Below are 15,671 nucleotides of genomic sequence, written 5' to 3' on the forward strand. Positions count from 1 at the left end.
AACCTTCCTAACATAGTTTTTACAATGTAGCGGTTATTTGGCTAAGGTGTATTCTCCCCAAAAATCGGTAGTTACAAAACGCGGTAAGAAATTAGCCTGAAGCGCTTCATTGGTGGTTCTTATTCTATCAGCCATTGCAGGGTTTGCATCTGAACTCGGCGAGCCCGAAATTACAAGCGTAGGTGGGGCTGTGGGCGCAGAGTATTTATTAGGTTGCCCATTAACGACAAGACGATATGAAAATTTTTCGGCAGTGGCGGCAGTTAACCCAAGCAGTTGCAGATCAATGGCAATTTCGCAGGTATAAGTCTTTTTGTTATCAAACGCTACACCGGCTTCAATCCCTTTATCATTATAAATTGGCACCAAACTGTCAATACCTGCAATGCCATGTGTGTAGATCCATTTTAAGCTACCGCTTAGTTTTTTATTGTTTGCCTGCATAATAGAATCTGCCTGCTCTTTAGAAACCGGTTTCTGCTCTGCGCCTCTCCTTACATTAATAGTGCCCTGGTCAACCGTTATCTGGAACCTGCCTGAACCGCCAAATAATAGATCACCCGGCTTTTCCAGATATGGAAATTTAACCACAGCCGCTCCCTCTTCGCTTCTGCGGCCGCTTTTCTGTACAATAAGTTTTATCCCCCCGTTGCTTATGCGGTTATAAACATCGTCAACGTCAGTTTGTATAACCAGGTAAAGCTTTTTATCGTCATTAGCAATGGTATACAACAACTCAGTAGTTGGGTTACGGGCTTCAAATTTATTGCCCCAGTCTGTAGTTTTACCGTCAATTTTAATACCGGCAGGCGCACGCGGGCTATTTTGTTGTATGGCCGGCAGTTTTTGGGCATTTACATTAGCGAAGGCTGCTGTCGCAAATAATAATAGTGATAGTTTTGTCATGGCAATCGGATTGATCTAAGTTTTATTACGAATATCTCGTAAATCTACGAAATTGTCGTAATTCCGAAAGTTTTTTAACACTATTTAACAAAACCGGGCAGGGTCAGGTTGATAGCATTTGTAAAAACTACAAAGTGGCAGTGAATTTTATTTTATTTAGCCAAAGTGTATTCTCCCCAAAAATCGGTTGTGGCATAAAGTGCTTCCATTTGTTCGTTCATTCTTCGTATTCTTTCTTCATTTTGAGTAGCGAGCGCCGGGTCGCCTGCAAAAACAGCAGGGCCAAACGGTGATGTAGACTTATTGGGCTCGCCATTTATAACAATATGATAGGAGAACTTTTCGGCATTATCAGCCTGCAATCCAAGGAGCTTTAAATCGATTGCCAATTCAAAGGTATATGCCTTTTTACTATTGGTAGCGTTTGAAGCTTGTATTCCGTTCTCGTTATAAATGGCAAGCAAGGTATCCACCCCGGCAATACCGCTGGTGTATACCCACTTTTGCTCTTTCATTAGTTTTTTGTTGTTATTCCTTGCTAACGAGTCGGCAATTCTTTCTGCCTCTTTTGCATTTTTAGGTTCAGGCGCTCGCCGCATTCCGTTCTTACCATCTTCAATTATATTTACAAAGCCGATGCTGACCCGCTTGCCCTTTTGTAAAAACGGAAACTTTATAAAAGGTGCACCTGCATCCGTTTTGGTGCCGTTTTTCTGGATAAGTAGTTTTATACCGCCATTGGCAATGCGGCTCATAACAATTGGCGATGTGGTTTGTGCAATTAGGTATAATTTTTTATCATCATTAGCTATGGTATATAGCAGCTCTGTGGCGGAATTGTTCGCTTCAAATTTATTGCCCCAATCATTGGCCTTTCCATCAATTTTTATGTTGGAGGGAGCTGTTACACTTGCCTGTTGTACGGTGGGTAGCTTTTGCGCGTAGGTAGTTGCAATGGTTGTTAATGCTAATAGCGTTAGCTGGATCTTCTTCATGACGGGTTATTTAGCTAAAGTGTATTCTCCCCAAAAATCGGTTGCATACATCATCGCTCCCTCGTCTTTTCCGTCAGGCAGTATCCCCACCGGAGACATGTAATGACTAAGCCAATTTTCATTTACCCGTATATTATAGTTGAGTTTAGCTGATGGTAAAATTCCAAGGTACTTCAAAGGAATAGAAAGCTCATAACACAGTAAATTTCCTTCCTGGCCATCCATACTTACTATAATTCCTTTAGCGTCGTATATAGAAAATAGCGTGTCTGTAAGAGCATTCAAGCCTAAAACTTTAATGTGTTTGTTTGCCGCAATAATGGCTTTATTTAAACTAAGCTGCCCGGCCTTTCTGTCATCGGCTTTTATCGTCTCGCCATCTTTGCTTAATTTTGACATAATTAGTTTGTTCCGTTCATTTCTCTCGTCTCCAATTGGGGCAATAGGGTACTTTATAAGCACGCTATTATCCGTTGATTTCTTTTTTGCATTAAAGCTGATATTCATTCCTTCGGCCAGGATTTTTCCGGTTGCTGCAATGCTGTTTGAGTAAATAACCAGATATAGGTTTTCGCTGTCATTAGCAATGCTGTAAAAAACTCCTGTCGCGTTGTTGAAGGCCTGAAATTTGTCACCCCATTCAGCAGCCTTACCGTCTATTTTGATATTAGCAGGCGCGCGTAAACTTACCTGCTGCACATTGGGGAGTTTCTGCGCGAAAGTAGTTGCAATGGTTGTTAATGCTAATAGCGTTAGGTTGATCTTCTTCATGACGGGTTATTTAGCTAAAGTGTATTCTCCCCAAAAATCAGTAGTGGCACTAATATCATTTGCTGTTTTTTGCATACTTTCTGTCAATGCATCCAATTGTGCCTGGTTCATGGGGCTGCCGTCGGCATTGGTTCCGCTTATAGTGCGACCGAAAAATTGTCCCATCGAAAATTTATTAGGTTCGGCATTTACGATAATATGGTATGCGAATTTTGAAGCATTCTCTGCCGATAGCCCGAGAAGTTTAAGATCAATGGCCAATTCGCACGTGTAACTTTTTTTAGTATCAAATGCGCCTGCCGCTTCTATTCCGTTATCGTTATATATCGCCAATATACTGTCTACATCTGTTAGCCCATTGGTATATATCCATTTTACATTAGCAGCAAGCCTTTTGTTATTCGCTGTCATAACCGAGTCTGCTATATGATCTGCCAACTCTCTGGGCGGCGGAATTTCTCCCTTTTTGTGAAGTGTAAACAGAACTAATTTGCCTTTTTCTAAATAAGGATATTTAACTGCTAATGCACCGGCATCAGTTTTATTATTTGCCTTTTGTATATTGATTCTAATGCCGCCGTTTATGATATTATTAAACACTTTCTGATCGTCTGTTTTTGCAACCAGGTACAGCTTTTTACTATCGTTAGCAATTGTGTAAAACAGTTCGGTAGCCGGGTTATAGGCTTGGAATTGATCACCCCAGTCTGCGCTTTTGCCATCAATTTTAATATTGGCAGGTGCACGTAAACTGGTCTGCTGTAATGTGGGTAGTTTTTGGGCAAAAAGAGAAATATTGACTAAAACCAGCAAGATTGTTATGGTTGATCTCATGAATAAAGAATTGGCATTCTAATTTATACCTAAATATTTAGTGAAACAAGTTTTGCGGATATATTATTATATAATGATATAGTTTGTTTTTAAGATTTAGTGCCGACCGTTTTTTCTAAAAGGCTGTTGCAAAAGTGTTGCTATTGTGTTGCTAAACTGTTGCTATTTTGTTGCTAAATGGGCCTCAAAAAGGGTTAAAATTGGCTATTGTATTAATTTGATATACAAGTAGTTATACACTATTTACAGCGAATTTTACCGACGAATAAGTTATTGGTGTTGAAAATGTTAAAATATTGATATACAAGTAGTTATATTTTTAACAATTGGGAACATATATTTTCTGCAACACCCAATTATTCTGTTCTATCTTTGCCTGTAATGACACCAGATTTGAAAATTGTTGCCACCGCAGATGGCTCCAACACCATATTTAACCCGCAGGTTGGCGAGAATTATCACTCGCGCCACGGCGCATTGCAAGAGAGCAGGCACGTGTTTTTGAAAGCTGGACTGGCGTATTTTATCAGCCAGACCGGAGCGACTGAAGTATCAGTTTTAGAGGTTGGTTTCGGTACCGGCCTTAACTTCCTGCTTACCGCAGATTATTGCAGCACAAACAACATACAGATAAACTACACCGGCATTGAGGCCTACCCTTTAAGTCAGGAAATGATAAGTAATACCGGTTATGAGCAATATGTCCAACCTGTTATATGGGACTCTTTTATAGGTAATTATCAGGCATCAATGCAAAAATCGGTACAACTTAATGCCCACTGCCATATGCAAACCGCCCACTGCCAACTATTACAGTTCCAAACAGAGAACCGGTACGACGTTATTTACTTTGATGCCTTTGCCGCCGCCCACCAACCCGAGATGTGGAACGAGGAAGCCATTGGCCATACCATGCAATTTATCAAGTTCGGCGGCGTATTTGTTACCTACGCTATAACCGGCAATCTTAAACGCATGCTCAAGTCAATGGGGCTGCAAGTGCAGAAAGTACCCGGCGCGCCGGGGAAAAGGGAAATGCTTAGAGCGGTGAAGATATGAAGATGTGCAGATGAAGAAACGGATTTGCGTATGTGAGGATGTGCAGATAATTTACATACTCAAATCTGCGCATCAAAAAAATATCTGCACATTTGCATATCAGCACATCTGCACATTAATAACACATTTGCACATCGATAACATGCCACTAATCCCCCCCGTTACCGCATCAACACCTGCAACTGCTTTTGAGCGCCTGCTTGCCATAATGGACGACCTGCGCCTTAACTGCCCTTGGGACAGGAAACAAACATTAGAGAGCCTTCGGCACTTAACCATTGAGGAGGTATATGAGCTGTCGGATTCTATATTAGCCGGAGATATGCCCGAGATTAGAAAAGAGTTGGGTGATATAATGCTGCATCTGGTGTTCTACACCAAAATAGCCTCAGAAGGCAACCATTTTGATATTACAGGCGTATTGAACGGTATATGCGATAAGTTGATAAACCGCCACCCACACATTTATAGCGACGTGGAGGTAAATGATGAGAACGACGTAAAACGCAACTGGGAACAAATAAAGCTTAAAGAAGGGAATAAATCTGTATTGGGTGGCGTGCCTGCATCTTTACCAGCACTGGTAAAGGCATCGCGCATACAGGAAAAAGCCCGCGGTGTAGGGTTTGACTGGGAAGAAAAAAGCCAGGTGTGGGCAAAAGTAGAAGAGGAAATGCAGGAGTTTAAAAATGAGTTCAATGCTGAAGATAACACCGCCATTGACCATGACAAGGCCGAAAGTGAGTTTGGCGATCTTTTGTTTTCGCTTATAAATTATGCCCGTTTTATTAACATTAACCCTGAAGACGCGTTAGAGAAAACCAACCGCAAGTTTATTAAGCGGTTTCAGTACCTGGAAAGCAAAGCCGCGGAAAACGGCAGACAGTTACAAGACATGAGCCTTACGGAAATGGACGTTTTTTGGGAGGAAGCAAAAAAGCAACAGTAGTTTTAACTTTGTAATTCTTTTATAAAAGCCATATGAAAAAGCTGATTTTTTTATTGCCCTTATTGATACTTTTTGCAGGATGTATGAAAACGAACCAAAAAGAGTATGACCCACCTCCGGCTCCCTTTGGTACTTTTAGCGGTAAATTTACGCACACACATACAGACCCGGTTACGTCTGCTAAAGATGTTACTACGGCAAATATTCAATTAGCTATGGCTACCACCGGCTTCATGTTGGCAAGTGATGATGTCGTGGTGCACGCTAACGGCAGCGGTGAGTTTTTAGGAGATGATCTTACATTAGATTTTAGTGATCCGAATTACTCTACTGCCGGTGCAATTAACAAAGGCTATTTACAAGGCAGTTACTCGTACATATTTAATGGGACCAATTTTAAATTAACCAAGTCTTCTGCTAATGATGTTGACGAATACGTACTTGTAAAACTGTAAATTTTTAACACGCTACTTAAACCGAATAGCCTTAACAGGTGTAATGCGAGAAATTAGCATTGATGGAATTATGAGCACTACAAGGCAAACTATCATGGTGCCAACGTTAAGCAGCACAACATCTGTCAAGGTAATCTCAACCGGTATAAACGTCATGTAATAAGAGCTGGCATCCAGCTTAAAAAAATGAGTAGCTTGCTGAAAAAACCCCAGCCCCAGCCCAAAGATATTGCCCAGCAGTAAGCCAATGCTTATAAGGTATGCAGCATTGTATAAAAATATCTTCTGTATGGCCCAGTTGTTGGTGCCCATCGCTTTCATTATACCTATCATTGATGTGCGTTCCAATATCATTATCAGCAATGCCGATATCATATTAATTACCGCTACCAAAAGCATCAGCACCAGCATAACCTGTGCGTTAACATCCAAAATCTGCAACCAGTCGAATATATTGCTATAATTCTCTTTGATGGTAGTAAGCCTTAGTTTAATAGGCAGCGCACTGTTGATCTGCCCTGCAAGGGTGTCGAGCTTGTCAAAATTCTTTATTCTGAGTTCGTACCCTCCTATTTCGTCCGGTTGCTGACTATTAACCGTTTGTAGTACAGAAAGGTCGCCTATAACGTAGGTTTTATCTACCTCCTGAATGCTTGTATCATATATACCAACAATTTTAAACGGGCGGGGCCGGGGTGGGTTCTGTACAAAATAAATTACCACTTTATCACCCACTTTCAGTCGCAAGCGGTTGGCTGTAGTTTGCGATATCATCAGCTGTGTGCGTGCAGCAATTGAATCGGCAAAATTGATAACATTACCTGCCACCAGGCAACTTTTTATAAACGTCCAGTTATACGTTTTATTAACGCCTTTAAGCACTACCCCTTCAATATTATCAGAGACTTTAATAATCCCCGGCTTGTTGGCATAAGGCGCTATGTACTCAACAGCCTTGTTTTGTTGCAGTGTTTGTTCTAAAAGTGTGTCCCTTACAAAAGGCGAATTTTCAAACGAGGTATTCAGATCATATTTGATCACCTTCATATCGCCATCAAAGCCACGTATCTTTTCGCGGATCTCCCGCTTAAAACCTTTTACTACCGCTAACGATAATATCATCACCCCTAAACCCAGCATAATGCCAATAATAGCAATGCGCACAATCAGTTTTGAAAATGTACGTTTTGACTTAAAGGTTATTCGCCCGGCTATGAATGATGCAAAACTCAAGGAAAAGTATTTTTTTGTAACTTCGCAAATATGCGGTTTTACCGCTTAAAAAGGTACTTTTAAATAGCGCAGGCATTTATTTTTATGAAAAGGATAAAATCATTTCTTGATCTGACACTCCCCTCCCTCCTGCTGCTTTTTACCATAACGCTACAAAGTAACTGCACTTTTGCGGGCAAATCTGCAAAAACCGATACCGTAAAAAAAATTATTACAGGCGCCGCCCGCATTCCGCTGTATTTTAACTACATTAAGGGAAAAAATATAGGCATGGTTGTAAATCAAACATCGGTTATTGGTACGCACCAAACAACTACGGTTGACAGCTTGCTAACGCTTGGTATAAGAATAAAAAAGATCTTCGGCCCTGAACACGGTTTTAGGGGAAATGCAAGTAACGGCGCTGTTGTTGGCGACGATGTAGACGCCAAAACCGGGTTGCCCGTAATATCGCTATATGGTAAGCATTACAAACCCACTCAGGCTGATTTAAAGGGGCTTGATGTGCTGATATTTGATATTCAGGATGTTGGCGCAAGGTTTTACACTTACATATCCACCCTGCATTACGTAATGGAAGCTTGTTCAGAAAACAATATTGAGCTGATGGTGCTTGACCGTCCAAACCCCAACGGGCTTACCGTTGACGGCCCTATATTAGATACAGCTTATAAATCGTTTGTTGGGATGCACAGGATACCAATAGCCCACGGCATGACCATTGCCGAATACGCGCAAATGATAAATGGCGAAAGTTGGTTAAATAAAGGTATAAAATGTAAGCTAACGATCATTAAAATGGCCAATTACACTCATGCTACGTCTTATAAATTACCGGTAAATCCATCGCCTAATTTAAATACTTACCAATCTATTTTGCTCTACCCAAGTGTTTGCCTATTTGAGGGCACAACCTTTAGTTTAGGCAGGGGTACTATGGAGCCGTTCCAGGTAGTGGGGCATCCATCTTTAAAAGGGAAATACGCCTATTCATTTATGCCTGTTAGTATTCCGGGCATGAGCGAAGATCCGCCGCAGAAAAACATAGTATGCTACGGTATCGACCTTAAGAATTACAATGCGGACAGTTTAAGAAAAACCGGGAAGATCGATCTTTCCTGGCTGATAAAAATGTATAAGGATTTTCCGGATAAGGCTAATTTTTTCAATGCTTATTTTACCAAATTAGCAGGAACAGAAACTTTGCGCAAGCAAATAGAAGAGGGTAAAACGGAGCAGCAGATACGCAGGAGTTGGGAACCGGGTTTGAGCCGTTTCAAAATCACACGAAAAAAGTATTTGTTGTATCAGTAAAGGGTAATATAACAGCAAAACTGTGTGTTGATATAAATAATTTATACAATATTTTATTTACAAAGTTTAGTTTTACAAGTAACATCACATCGCTATTATCACTATGAAGATTGTATTTATGGGCACCCCCCAATTCGCTGTTCCATCGCTGGATGAATTGCTACAGGCAGGTTCTAATATTGTTGGCGTGGTAACCGCGCCTGATAAGCCCGCAGGCAGGGGACAGAAAATGAACGAGTCGCCGGTAAAGACGTTCGCAAAAGCTCATGGCTTAAAGGTGTTGCAGCCAACAAATCTTAAGGACCCTAAATTTTTAGAAGAATTAAAGGCCCTTGACGCAGACCTGCAAGTAGTTGTAGCTTTCAGAATGTTGCCCGAAGAGGTTTGGACAATGCCGTCAAAAGGCACCATAAATTTACACGCCTCGCTCTTGCCTCAGTATCGTGGCGCGGCGCCAATTAACTGGGTATTAATAAATGGTGAGAAAGAGAGTGGTGTAACTACATTCTTCCTGAAACACGAAATTGACACAGGCAATATATTATTTACCGAAAAGGTTACGCTTACCGGCCATGAAACAGCCGGTGAACTGCACGACAGGTTGATGAATAAGGGGCCGCTTTTGCTGGTAAAAACAGTAAAAGCTATTGAAAGCGGCCGTTATAATCAGCATCCGCAATCAACTTTGTTAACCGAAGACATTGAGCTGAAGACCGCACCAAAACTGAGCAAGAAAGATGGTCTGATAAACTGGAACCAACCTTCAGAAAATATTTATAACCATATACGTGGCTTAAGTCCGTCGCCAGGGGCATATACCACACTAAACGATAAGACATTTAGAATATTCCGTGCAGAAACGCAACCCTCAACCCCGGGAATTTTACCCGGCGGCTTTTTAACTGATAACAAAACCTACCTGAAATTTGCCGCGCAAGATGGTTATGTATTAGTTACCGATGTGCAGTTAGAAGGCAAGAAACGCATGAGTATTGAGGAATTTTTAAGGGGTGTGAAGTTGTAAATTTACCGTTATGAAAATAGAATTGTTAAAGTCGGAGTTCCATGAATTAATAGATCGAATTAACGATCCGACCATTTTAACTCAGTTTTACGGTGCAATTAGCCAATCGGTAAATAGTGAGGGCTCGCTTTGGACTTCGCTGTCATCAGATCAGCAACAGCAGGTATTGGAAGCTTACGAAGAAAGCGAGGATGAATCTAATTTGATTCCATTATCAGTTATTCGTTCAAGATTTAAATAATGCCTTTTGAAGTTAGCTTTAATCGGAAAGCTGAAACTGATTTCGAGGTTATCTTAAATTATATTGCCGTTGAATTTGGCATCAGTCGGTTGTCGATTTTAAAAAGCTTGTTTTAGATTTTGTAACATTACTTGAGCAATTTCCTGAAATTGGCAGTTTTGAGATCAGAAATAAGAACATTAGAGGATTTGTAGTCCATCGCAGGTTAAAAATATTTTACCGGATTAATAAAGATAAAGTAATAGTTCTAAGACTTTTTGACACTCGGCAGCATCCGCGAAAGGTTTAAAGGTATTGGAGAGTGGGCAATTTGAAGGATTTTTACCTCTAAACCTTATTCAACTCATCCATCAACATCTTGCTTACCTTATTAAAATACCTGCGGATCCCGTAACCCATTACCGTTTGTATACCCTTAACCGCATTGGTTAAAAAAACCTCGTCGGCTTCGTACAAAATTTCGGGATTTATCTGGGCTTCAGTAATTGGGATCCCTATTTTGTTGGCAATATCTATTACTACTTGCCGCATTACACCCTCTACGCAACCCTCGCTTAATGCAGGCGTGTATAAGTGGTTCTGGTAATAAACAAACACGTTAGAGCTGCTGGCTTCGCACAAAAAACCATTCTGGTTAAGCAGCAAAACATCATCCAGATTATTTTGATTTTTATGGATCCCCGCCATTACATAAACAAGCGAGTTGCAGGTTTTTATATTCGACAGGAAATTTGTAGGCTTGGTCAGTTCGGTAAAGACATCAATTATAAGCCCCTTGCTGTTTAAAAAATAACGCGGCTCATCCACAGGCTGAATTTCAAGCAGGTAGCCAATTTTATTTTGAGATGGTGTGTACAATCCTTCTGCATCGCGATATACGCTAAGGCGCAGGCGGCCATGCTTTATTTTATTAACAGTTGCCAGCTGATCAGCTTTCTCTTTTAAAAACCAGGCGTCCATTTGGGAATAACCGTCCATTTTTAAAGCTTTCATCCCCTTTTGAAGCCGGGTGGCGTGTTCAGCGGCAAATTTAAGCTGCCCCTTCAGCATGCGCATGCTCTCAAACAAACCATCGCCATACTTAAACGCGCGGTTGGCAACCGTAAGTACTTTGGTGTCTGCAGGCAATATTTCTCCGTTAAAATTTACAAAAAGCATGGGCAGCAGCAGACGTTATCTATTAATTTTTTTGACAAAGGTAGTTTTGTTATTGTTACAAAGATAGGGCGTTTAGCGCCCAATTATACAGGAGTAGCATACTTTCGCCACTTTTCAAGCACTGCCGAAAAATCAGCAGGCAGGGGAGCCTCAAAATGTATGTATTTCTTTTTAGAGGGATGCACAAAGCCAAGTGTTTGCGCGTGTAGCGCCTGCCGGGGCATTATTTCAAAACAATTTTCAACAAACTGCTTGTACTTGCTAAAGACCGTTCCTTTCAATATCTTATCGCCGCCGTAGGTTGCATCGCTGAATAAGGGGTGCCCTATATGTTTCATATGCGCACGTATCTGGTGTGTACGGCCTGTTTCCAACTGGCATTCTATCAGCGTAACATAATTCAATCGTTCCAAAACTTTATAGTGCGTTACAGACCACTTCCCTTTTTCAGGATCATCATAAATTGACATTACGCGCCTGTCGGCCACGCTACGGCCAATATATCCGGTAACAGTACCATCCTGCTCTAAATCGCCCCAGGCCAGGGCCAGGTACTTGCGCGTAATGGTGTGATCAAAAAATTGCTTGGCCAAGTAATTCATAGAGCGCTCATTCTTACTGATAAGCAACAAACCCGATGTATCTTTATCAATGCGATGCACCAAACCCGGGCGGCCGTCATTACCAGGCAATGTGGGCAGTAGCTGAAAGTGATGAACCAGCGCGTTTACTAAAGTACCGGTGTAATTGTTGTAACCCGGATGAACCACCATACCCGCTTCTTTATTCACCACCAACACATCGTCATCTTCATAAACAATATTAATAGGTAGATCTTCCGGGTAAACTTCGGTATCTCGGGGGGGATGCGGCAGTACCACTGATATTACGTCGAGCGGTTTTACCTTGTAGCTGGGTTTAACTGCCTTGTCATTCACCAGCACATTTTCGGCATCAATAGCATTTTGTATGCGGTTGCGCGAAGCATTTTCAACCCTATGCATTAAAAACTTATCAATACGCAAAAGCGACTGGCCTTTGTCCACAACAACCCTAAGGTGTTCGTAAAGGTCCTTTTCTTCCTGCTCAAATACTTCCGCATCCTCGTTCATACCGGCAAAAGTAGTTGTTTTTTAACATCTGTAGTTGTGAGAATATGGGTAAAATACCAAATAGCAGTTATTTTTTTAGTTATAAATATATACTACATTTACGCCGCTAATTCACTTTAAATCACAATTATGAGAAAACTTTACTCCTTTATTGCGGCAATATTATTGACCGCCGTTTCGCTTACAGCTAATGCACAGGATGGTTTTGACGAACTGATCAGATCAAACGCTGCCGACGCAACAATTCTGTTTACAAACTACGCAAACCCGTTATTTAAAGGCTTCGGCACAGGTTTAAACAGTGGCTGGAATAATACTGCGGCAACAAAAAAACTCTTACATTTTGATTTACGCATAACTGCAAACGGAGCTTTTGTACCAACGGCCGACAAAAGCTTTGATGTAACCAAAGTTGGTTTAACACGCATTACTCCGGCAAACCCCAGTGATGTTATTGCACCAACTTTTGGTGGAAAAGACACAGAAGGACCATTAATGAATGTGAAGGATGGAACTGGCCAAACACTTAGCAGCTTCAGAATGCCTGCAGGTATATTTCATATTATACCCGCGCCAACTGTTCAGCTTACGGTGGGTTTGGTACAAAATACCGATGTTACCTTTCGGATAACTCCTGATATTAAATTAGGTGATGACGCAGGTAAAGTAAGTATGTTTGGTTTGGGTGTGAAACACAACATTATAAAAGATTTTGTAAAAGCCAGTCCGTTTGATCTGGCTGTAGCAGTTAACTACAGCCGCATTAACTACTCAAAAACATTGGATGTTGATAACGAAGACGGCACATCAAATGCTTCAAACAACCAGCGCGTTGATGCCAAGTTTAGTGGCGTTAACGTTCAGGCTATATTATCAAAAAAATTATTGTTCTTTACGCCGTTCGTTGCTGTGGCCTATCAAACTGCTAAAACAGATTTTGGTGTGTTAGGTAAGTATGTGGTTAGATCTGGTGGCGGTCCAGGGCCAAACGGCATTATTTATACCTACAACACACTTACAGATCCCGTTAATATCAGCCAAACCAGCGTAAGTGGCTTACGCGCCGATCTTGGCTTTCAGTTAAACCTTGCTGTGTTTCGTATTTATGCATCTGGTAGTTTAGGTCAATACAAATCCGTTAACGGTGGTATCGGCCTTGGCTTTTAATACCCTTTAATGAATATCGATCTGGATATTTACAGCCCCGTTCATCAAATAAAGGATAAACTTTTTGATGAACGGGGCTTGTCTGTTTTTATAAAGCGTGATGACCTGATCCACCCCATTATATCAGGCAATAAATGGCGCAAGCTTAAATACCTTCTCAAAAAAGCACAGGCTCAAAATAAAACTCATTTAGTAACATTTGGCGGCGCGTTCTCCAATCATTTGTTAGCTACAGCTGGTGCCGCTGCACTATTTGGTTTTAAAGCAACCGGCTTCGTACGCGGAGACGATGTTGATAACGACATGCTTTTTATGTGCCGGATGCATGGCATGAATTTAATTTTTGTTGACCGGGACAGCTACCGCGATAAACATGCCTTGTTTAACCAACATTTTGCTGATAACGACGATACTTTCTTTATTGATGAAGGCGGAGCATCGCCCGAGGCAGCAAAAGGCTGCAGTGAATTGATTGATGAACTCCCCGAAACATATGACCATATTTTCTGCGCCTGCGGAACCGGAACTATGGCAGCAGGTATCGTCAACGGTTTACAGGTTCATCAGTTAAACACCCAAATTCATTGCATCCCGGTTTTAAAAGGCGGTGAGTTTTTAACGGGCGATATAGGAATACTTTTATTACAACCCCGAGAATACCAGCTCCATACCAGCTACCATTTTGGTGGATATGGAAAAGTAAACACTGAACTAATTGCCTTCATTAAAACGTTTGTTGCTAAAACAGGTATATTGATTGATCCTATTTATACCGGTAAAATGCTGTACGCCATTTATGATATGGCGGCTAAGGGCAGTTTTGAACCAGGCAGCAAAATATTAGCCATTCATAGTGGCGGGATATGGGGTTTGTTGGGGATGAAAAATAGATTTTGATATGCAAATGTGCGGATGTGCAAATGATTCTATTAAATAAGACCTTACCCGTCAAAAAATTCCACGTGTCAAACCTTCAATTAAGCCAGTTTAGCATTTTGCAGATTTGCACATCCGCAAATCTGCTCATCATCACTTTGCACATCTTTTAGTAAGTTTGTTAAAAGCATATACCTATGTACAATCTATCTGTCGCTCCTGAGAATGTTATTGAATCGCTAAAAAAACACGTTTTAGCCGATGGTTACGACCTTACCTTTGATATGGAAAAAAGCGAGGGTGTTTACATACGCGATTCGAAAAACCAGAGAACCCTTCTCGACTTTTTTACCTGCTTTGCTTCTGTTCCATTAGGATATAACCATCCAAAAATGTTGGCCGACGAGCAATTTAAAAAGAGCCTAATGCTGGCCGCGTTGACCAATCCCTCTAACTCTGACATTTATACAACCGAGTACGCGCAGTTTGTTGAAACTTTTGAACGGGTGGGCATTCCGGATTACTTGCCGCATGCGTTTTTTATATCAGGGGGTGGCTTAGCTATTGAGAATGCTCTTAAAACCGCTATGGACTGGAAAGTGCAGAAAAACTTCGCCAAGGGTTATACCACCGAGAAAGGTTTTAAGGTCCTGCACTTTGAGCACGCATTTCACGGCAGAACGGGTTACACGTTAAGTCTAACCAACACGCTCCCCGTTAAAACCAAGTGGTTTGCCAAGTTTGATTGGCCGCGGGTATCGTTTCCGGCTGTAAAATTCCCTATCACCGACGAGAACCTGGCAGATCTGGAGAAGAGAGAAAACGATTCTATCCAGCAAATAAAGCAAGCCTTTGCAGATAACAAGGATGATATATGCGCCATAATAGTTGAGCCGGTACAAGCCGAAGGCGGCGACAACCATGCCCGCAAAGAATTTATGGAGCGGGTACGGATACTAGCCGATGAGAATGATGCTCTTTTAATATTTGATGAGGTACAAACAGGCGTTGGCCTTAGCGGTAAATTTTGGTGCCACGAACACTTTGGCGAAAAAGCACGGCCGGATATTATTGCTTTTGGCAAAAAAATGCAGGTATGCGGTATTTTAGCCGGCAAGCGTGTTGATGAAGTTGAGCACAATGTGTTTAACGTACCATCACGCATTAACTCCACCTGGGGCGGTAGTTTGGTTGATATGGTGCGCTCCACAAAAATATTAGAGATAATTGAGGAGGACGACCTTTGCAATAAAGCAGCTGAAAATGGTCTGTATCTACAACAACAATTGGCTACTATAGCTGAGCGTAGTTCAAAAATAAACAATGTGCGCGGAAAAGGGTTACTTACAGCATTTGATTTTGCGGACAAGCCCAGTCGTGATAAATTTATAAGCGAGGGAATGAAGAGAAACGTTATGTTTTTGGGTTGTGGCCCACATACCGTACGCTTTAGGCCGGCACTTATTATTGAAAAAAATAATATTGATGATGGCCTTAATATTTTGGAGGAAATACTTCAATTGTTATAAAAATGTAATAATGTTGCTACAACAACTTATTTCTTAGGCGAATAATAT

The 15,671-nt window shown here is 41.3% G+C and carries 16 protein-coding genes; 9 read left to right on the top strand and 7 right to left on the bottom strand.

Annotated elements, in window-relative coordinates; all coding sequences use genetic code 11:
• Positions 1–33: 33 nt before the first annotated feature.
• The 4 genes from ACVW2L_RS10875 to ACVW2L_RS10890 all read right to left on the bottom strand — a co-directional run bounded on the left by ACVW2L_RS10875 (position 34) and on the right by ACVW2L_RS10890 (position 3,506).
• Positions 34–906, bottom strand: coding sequence for a hypothetical protein (locus ACVW2L_RS10875; protein ID WP_457127990.1), 873 nt, complete (start codon positions 904–906; stop codon positions 34–36).
• Positions 907–1,058: 152 nt separating this feature from the next.
• Complete coding sequence (locus ACVW2L_RS10880) at positions 1,059–1,901, bottom strand: hypothetical protein (protein ID WP_457127991.1); 843 nt, start codon at positions 1,899–1,901, stop codon at positions 1,059–1,061.
• Between the two features lie 6 nt (positions 1,902–1,907).
• Positions 1,908–2,672: a hypothetical protein gene (locus tag ACVW2L_RS10885; protein ID WP_457127992.1), complete on the bottom strand. Its 765-nt coding sequence runs from the start codon at positions 2,670–2,672 to the stop codon at positions 1,908–1,910.
• A 6-nt stretch (positions 2,673–2,678) separates the two neighbouring features.
• Positions 2,679–3,506: a hypothetical protein gene (locus tag ACVW2L_RS10890; protein ID WP_457127993.1), complete on the bottom strand. Its 828-nt coding sequence runs from the start codon at positions 3,504–3,506 to the stop codon at positions 2,679–2,681.
• A 381-nt stretch (positions 3,507–3,887) separates the two neighbouring features.
• On the opposite strand from ACVW2L_RS10890, the gene mnmD reads away from it, so the two are divergent.
• From mnmD to ACVW2L_RS10905, 3 genes are all read left to right on the top strand, one after another.
• Complete coding sequence (mnmD, locus tag ACVW2L_RS10895; protein WP_457127994.1) at positions 3,888–4,565, top strand: tRNA (5-methylaminomethyl-2-thiouridine)(34)-methyltransferase MnmD; 678 nt, start codon at positions 3,888–3,890, stop codon at positions 4,563–4,565.
• Positions 4,566–4,707: 142 nt separating this feature from the next.
• The gene (mazG, locus tag ACVW2L_RS10900; RefSeq protein WP_457127995.1) at positions 4,708–5,514 is read left to right on the top strand and encodes a nucleoside triphosphate pyrophosphohydrolase; all 807 of its coding nucleotides are present in this window, start codon (positions 4,708–4,710) and stop codon (positions 5,512–5,514) included.
• A gap of 32 nt (positions 5,515–5,546) precedes the next feature.
• Positions 5,547–5,969, top strand: a complete 423-nt coding sequence (locus ACVW2L_RS10905; RefSeq protein WP_457127996.1) for a hypothetical protein — start codon at positions 5,547–5,549, stop codon at positions 5,967–5,969.
• Positions 5,970–5,981: 12 nt separating this feature from the next.
• On the opposite strand, the gene ACVW2L_RS10910 is transcribed toward ACVW2L_RS10905, so the two are convergent.
• The gene (locus ACVW2L_RS10910; RefSeq protein WP_457127997.1) at positions 5,982–7,202 is read right to left on the bottom strand and encodes an ABC transporter permease; all 1,221 of its coding nucleotides are present in this window, start codon (positions 7,200–7,202) and stop codon (positions 5,982–5,984) included.
• Positions 7,203–7,286: 84 nt separating this feature from the next.
• On the opposite strand from ACVW2L_RS10910, the gene ACVW2L_RS10915 reads away from it, so the two are divergent.
• The 3 genes from ACVW2L_RS10915 to ACVW2L_RS10925 all read left to right on the top strand — a co-directional run bounded on the left by ACVW2L_RS10915 (position 7,287) and on the right by ACVW2L_RS10925 (position 9,781).
• A complete protein-coding gene (locus ACVW2L_RS10915) occupies positions 7,287–8,516 on the top strand; it encodes an exo-beta-N-acetylmuramidase NamZ family protein (RefSeq protein WP_457127998.1) in 1,230 nt (409 codons plus the stop codon).
• Between the two features lie 103 nt (positions 8,517–8,619).
• The gene (gene fmt, locus ACVW2L_RS10920; RefSeq protein ID WP_457127999.1) at positions 8,620–9,540 is read left to right on the top strand and encodes a methionyl-tRNA formyltransferase; all 921 of its coding nucleotides are present in this window, start codon (positions 8,620–8,622) and stop codon (positions 9,538–9,540) included.
• Positions 9,541–9,550: 10 nt separating this feature from the next.
• A complete protein-coding gene (locus ACVW2L_RS10925; RefSeq protein ID WP_457128000.1) occupies positions 9,551–9,781 on the top strand; it encodes a hypothetical protein in 231 nt (76 codons plus the stop codon).
• Between the two features lie 327 nt (positions 9,782–10,108).
• Here ACVW2L_RS10925 and ACVW2L_RS10930 read toward each other — a convergent pair whose 3' ends face one another.
• Both ACVW2L_RS10930 and ACVW2L_RS10935 read right to left on the bottom strand, forming a co-directional pair.
• On the bottom strand, positions 10,109–10,939 hold the full coding sequence (locus ACVW2L_RS10930) for an aminotransferase class IV (protein WP_457128001.1): 831 nt from the start codon (positions 10,937–10,939) through the stop codon (positions 10,109–10,111).
• Positions 10,940–11,022: 83 nt separating this feature from the next.
• Positions 11,023–12,051, bottom strand: coding sequence for an RluA family pseudouridine synthase (locus ACVW2L_RS10935; RefSeq protein ID WP_457128002.1), 1,029 nt, complete (start codon positions 12,049–12,051; stop codon positions 11,023–11,025).
• Positions 12,052–12,180: 129 nt separating this feature from the next.
• Here ACVW2L_RS10935 and ACVW2L_RS10940 point away from each other — a divergent pair, with 129 nt between their 5' ends.
• The 3 genes from ACVW2L_RS10940 (at position 12,181) to lat (ending at position 15,623) form a co-directional block, all read left to right on the top strand.
• Complete coding sequence (locus ACVW2L_RS10940) at positions 12,181–13,218, top strand: DUF6588 family protein (RefSeq protein ID WP_457128003.1); 1,038 nt, start codon at positions 12,181–12,183, stop codon at positions 13,216–13,218.
• A gap of 9 nt (positions 13,219–13,227) precedes the next feature.
• Positions 13,228–14,115, top strand: coding sequence for a 1-aminocyclopropane-1-carboxylate deaminase/D-cysteine desulfhydrase (locus ACVW2L_RS10945; RefSeq protein WP_457128004.1), 888 nt, complete (start codon positions 13,228–13,230; stop codon positions 14,113–14,115).
• A 176-nt stretch (positions 14,116–14,291) separates the two neighbouring features.
• A complete protein-coding gene (gene lat / locus ACVW2L_RS10950) occupies positions 14,292–15,623 on the top strand; it encodes an L-lysine 6-transaminase (protein ID WP_457128005.1) in 1,332 nt (443 codons plus the stop codon).
• Positions 15,624–15,671: the final 48 nt, after the last annotated feature.

The organism is Mucilaginibacter sp. HD30 (assembly GCF_054061755.1).

Excerpts from the sequence above, each read along its gene's own strand:
- ACVW2L_RS10875 (WP_457127990.1), bottom strand. The coding sequence starts at position 906 with ATGACAAAACTATCACTATTATTATTTGCGACAGCAGCCTTCGCTAAT.
- ACVW2L_RS10880 (WP_457127991.1), bottom strand. The coding sequence starts at position 1,901 with ATGAAGAAGATCCAGCTAACGCTATTAGCATTAACAACCATTGCAACT.
- ACVW2L_RS10885 (WP_457127992.1), bottom strand. The coding sequence starts at position 2,672 with ATGAAGAAGATCAACCTAACGCTATTAGCATTAACAACCATTGCAACT.
- ACVW2L_RS10890 (WP_457127993.1), bottom strand. The coding sequence starts at position 3,506 with ATGAGATCAACCATAACAATCTTGCTGGTTTTAGTCAATATTTCTCTT.
- mnmD (WP_457127994.1), top strand. The coding sequence starts at position 3,888 with ATGACACCAGATTTGAAAATTGTTGCCACCGCAGATGGCTCCAACACC.
- mazG (WP_457127995.1), top strand. The coding sequence starts at position 4,708 with ATGCCACTAATCCCCCCCGTTACCGCATCAACACCTGCAACTGCTTTT.
- ACVW2L_RS10905 (WP_457127996.1), top strand. The coding sequence starts at position 5,547 with ATGAAAAAGCTGATTTTTTTATTGCCCTTATTGATACTTTTTGCAGGA.
- ACVW2L_RS10915 (WP_457127998.1), top strand. The coding sequence starts at position 7,287 with ATGAAAAGGATAAAATCATTTCTTGATCTGACACTCCCCTCCCTCCTG.
- fmt (WP_457127999.1), top strand. The coding sequence starts at position 8,620 with ATGAAGATTGTATTTATGGGCACCCCCCAATTCGCTGTTCCATCGCTG.
- ACVW2L_RS10925 (WP_457128000.1), top strand. The coding sequence starts at position 9,551 with ATGAAAATAGAATTGTTAAAGTCGGAGTTCCATGAATTAATAGATCGA.
- ACVW2L_RS10930 (WP_457128001.1), bottom strand. The coding sequence starts at position 10,939 with ATGCTTTTTGTAAATTTTAACGGAGAAATATTGCCTGCAGACACCAAA.
- ACVW2L_RS10935 (WP_457128002.1), bottom strand. The coding sequence starts at position 12,051 with ATGAACGAGGATGCGGAAGTATTTGAGCAGGAAGAAAAGGACCTTTAC.
- ACVW2L_RS10940 (WP_457128003.1), top strand. The coding sequence starts at position 12,181 with ATGAGAAAACTTTACTCCTTTATTGCGGCAATATTATTGACCGCCGTT.
- ACVW2L_RS10945 (WP_457128004.1), top strand. The coding sequence starts at position 13,228 with ATGAATATCGATCTGGATATTTACAGCCCCGTTCATCAAATAAAGGAT.
- lat (WP_457128005.1), top strand. The coding sequence starts at position 14,292 with ATGTACAATCTATCTGTCGCTCCTGAGAATGTTATTGAATCGCTAAAA.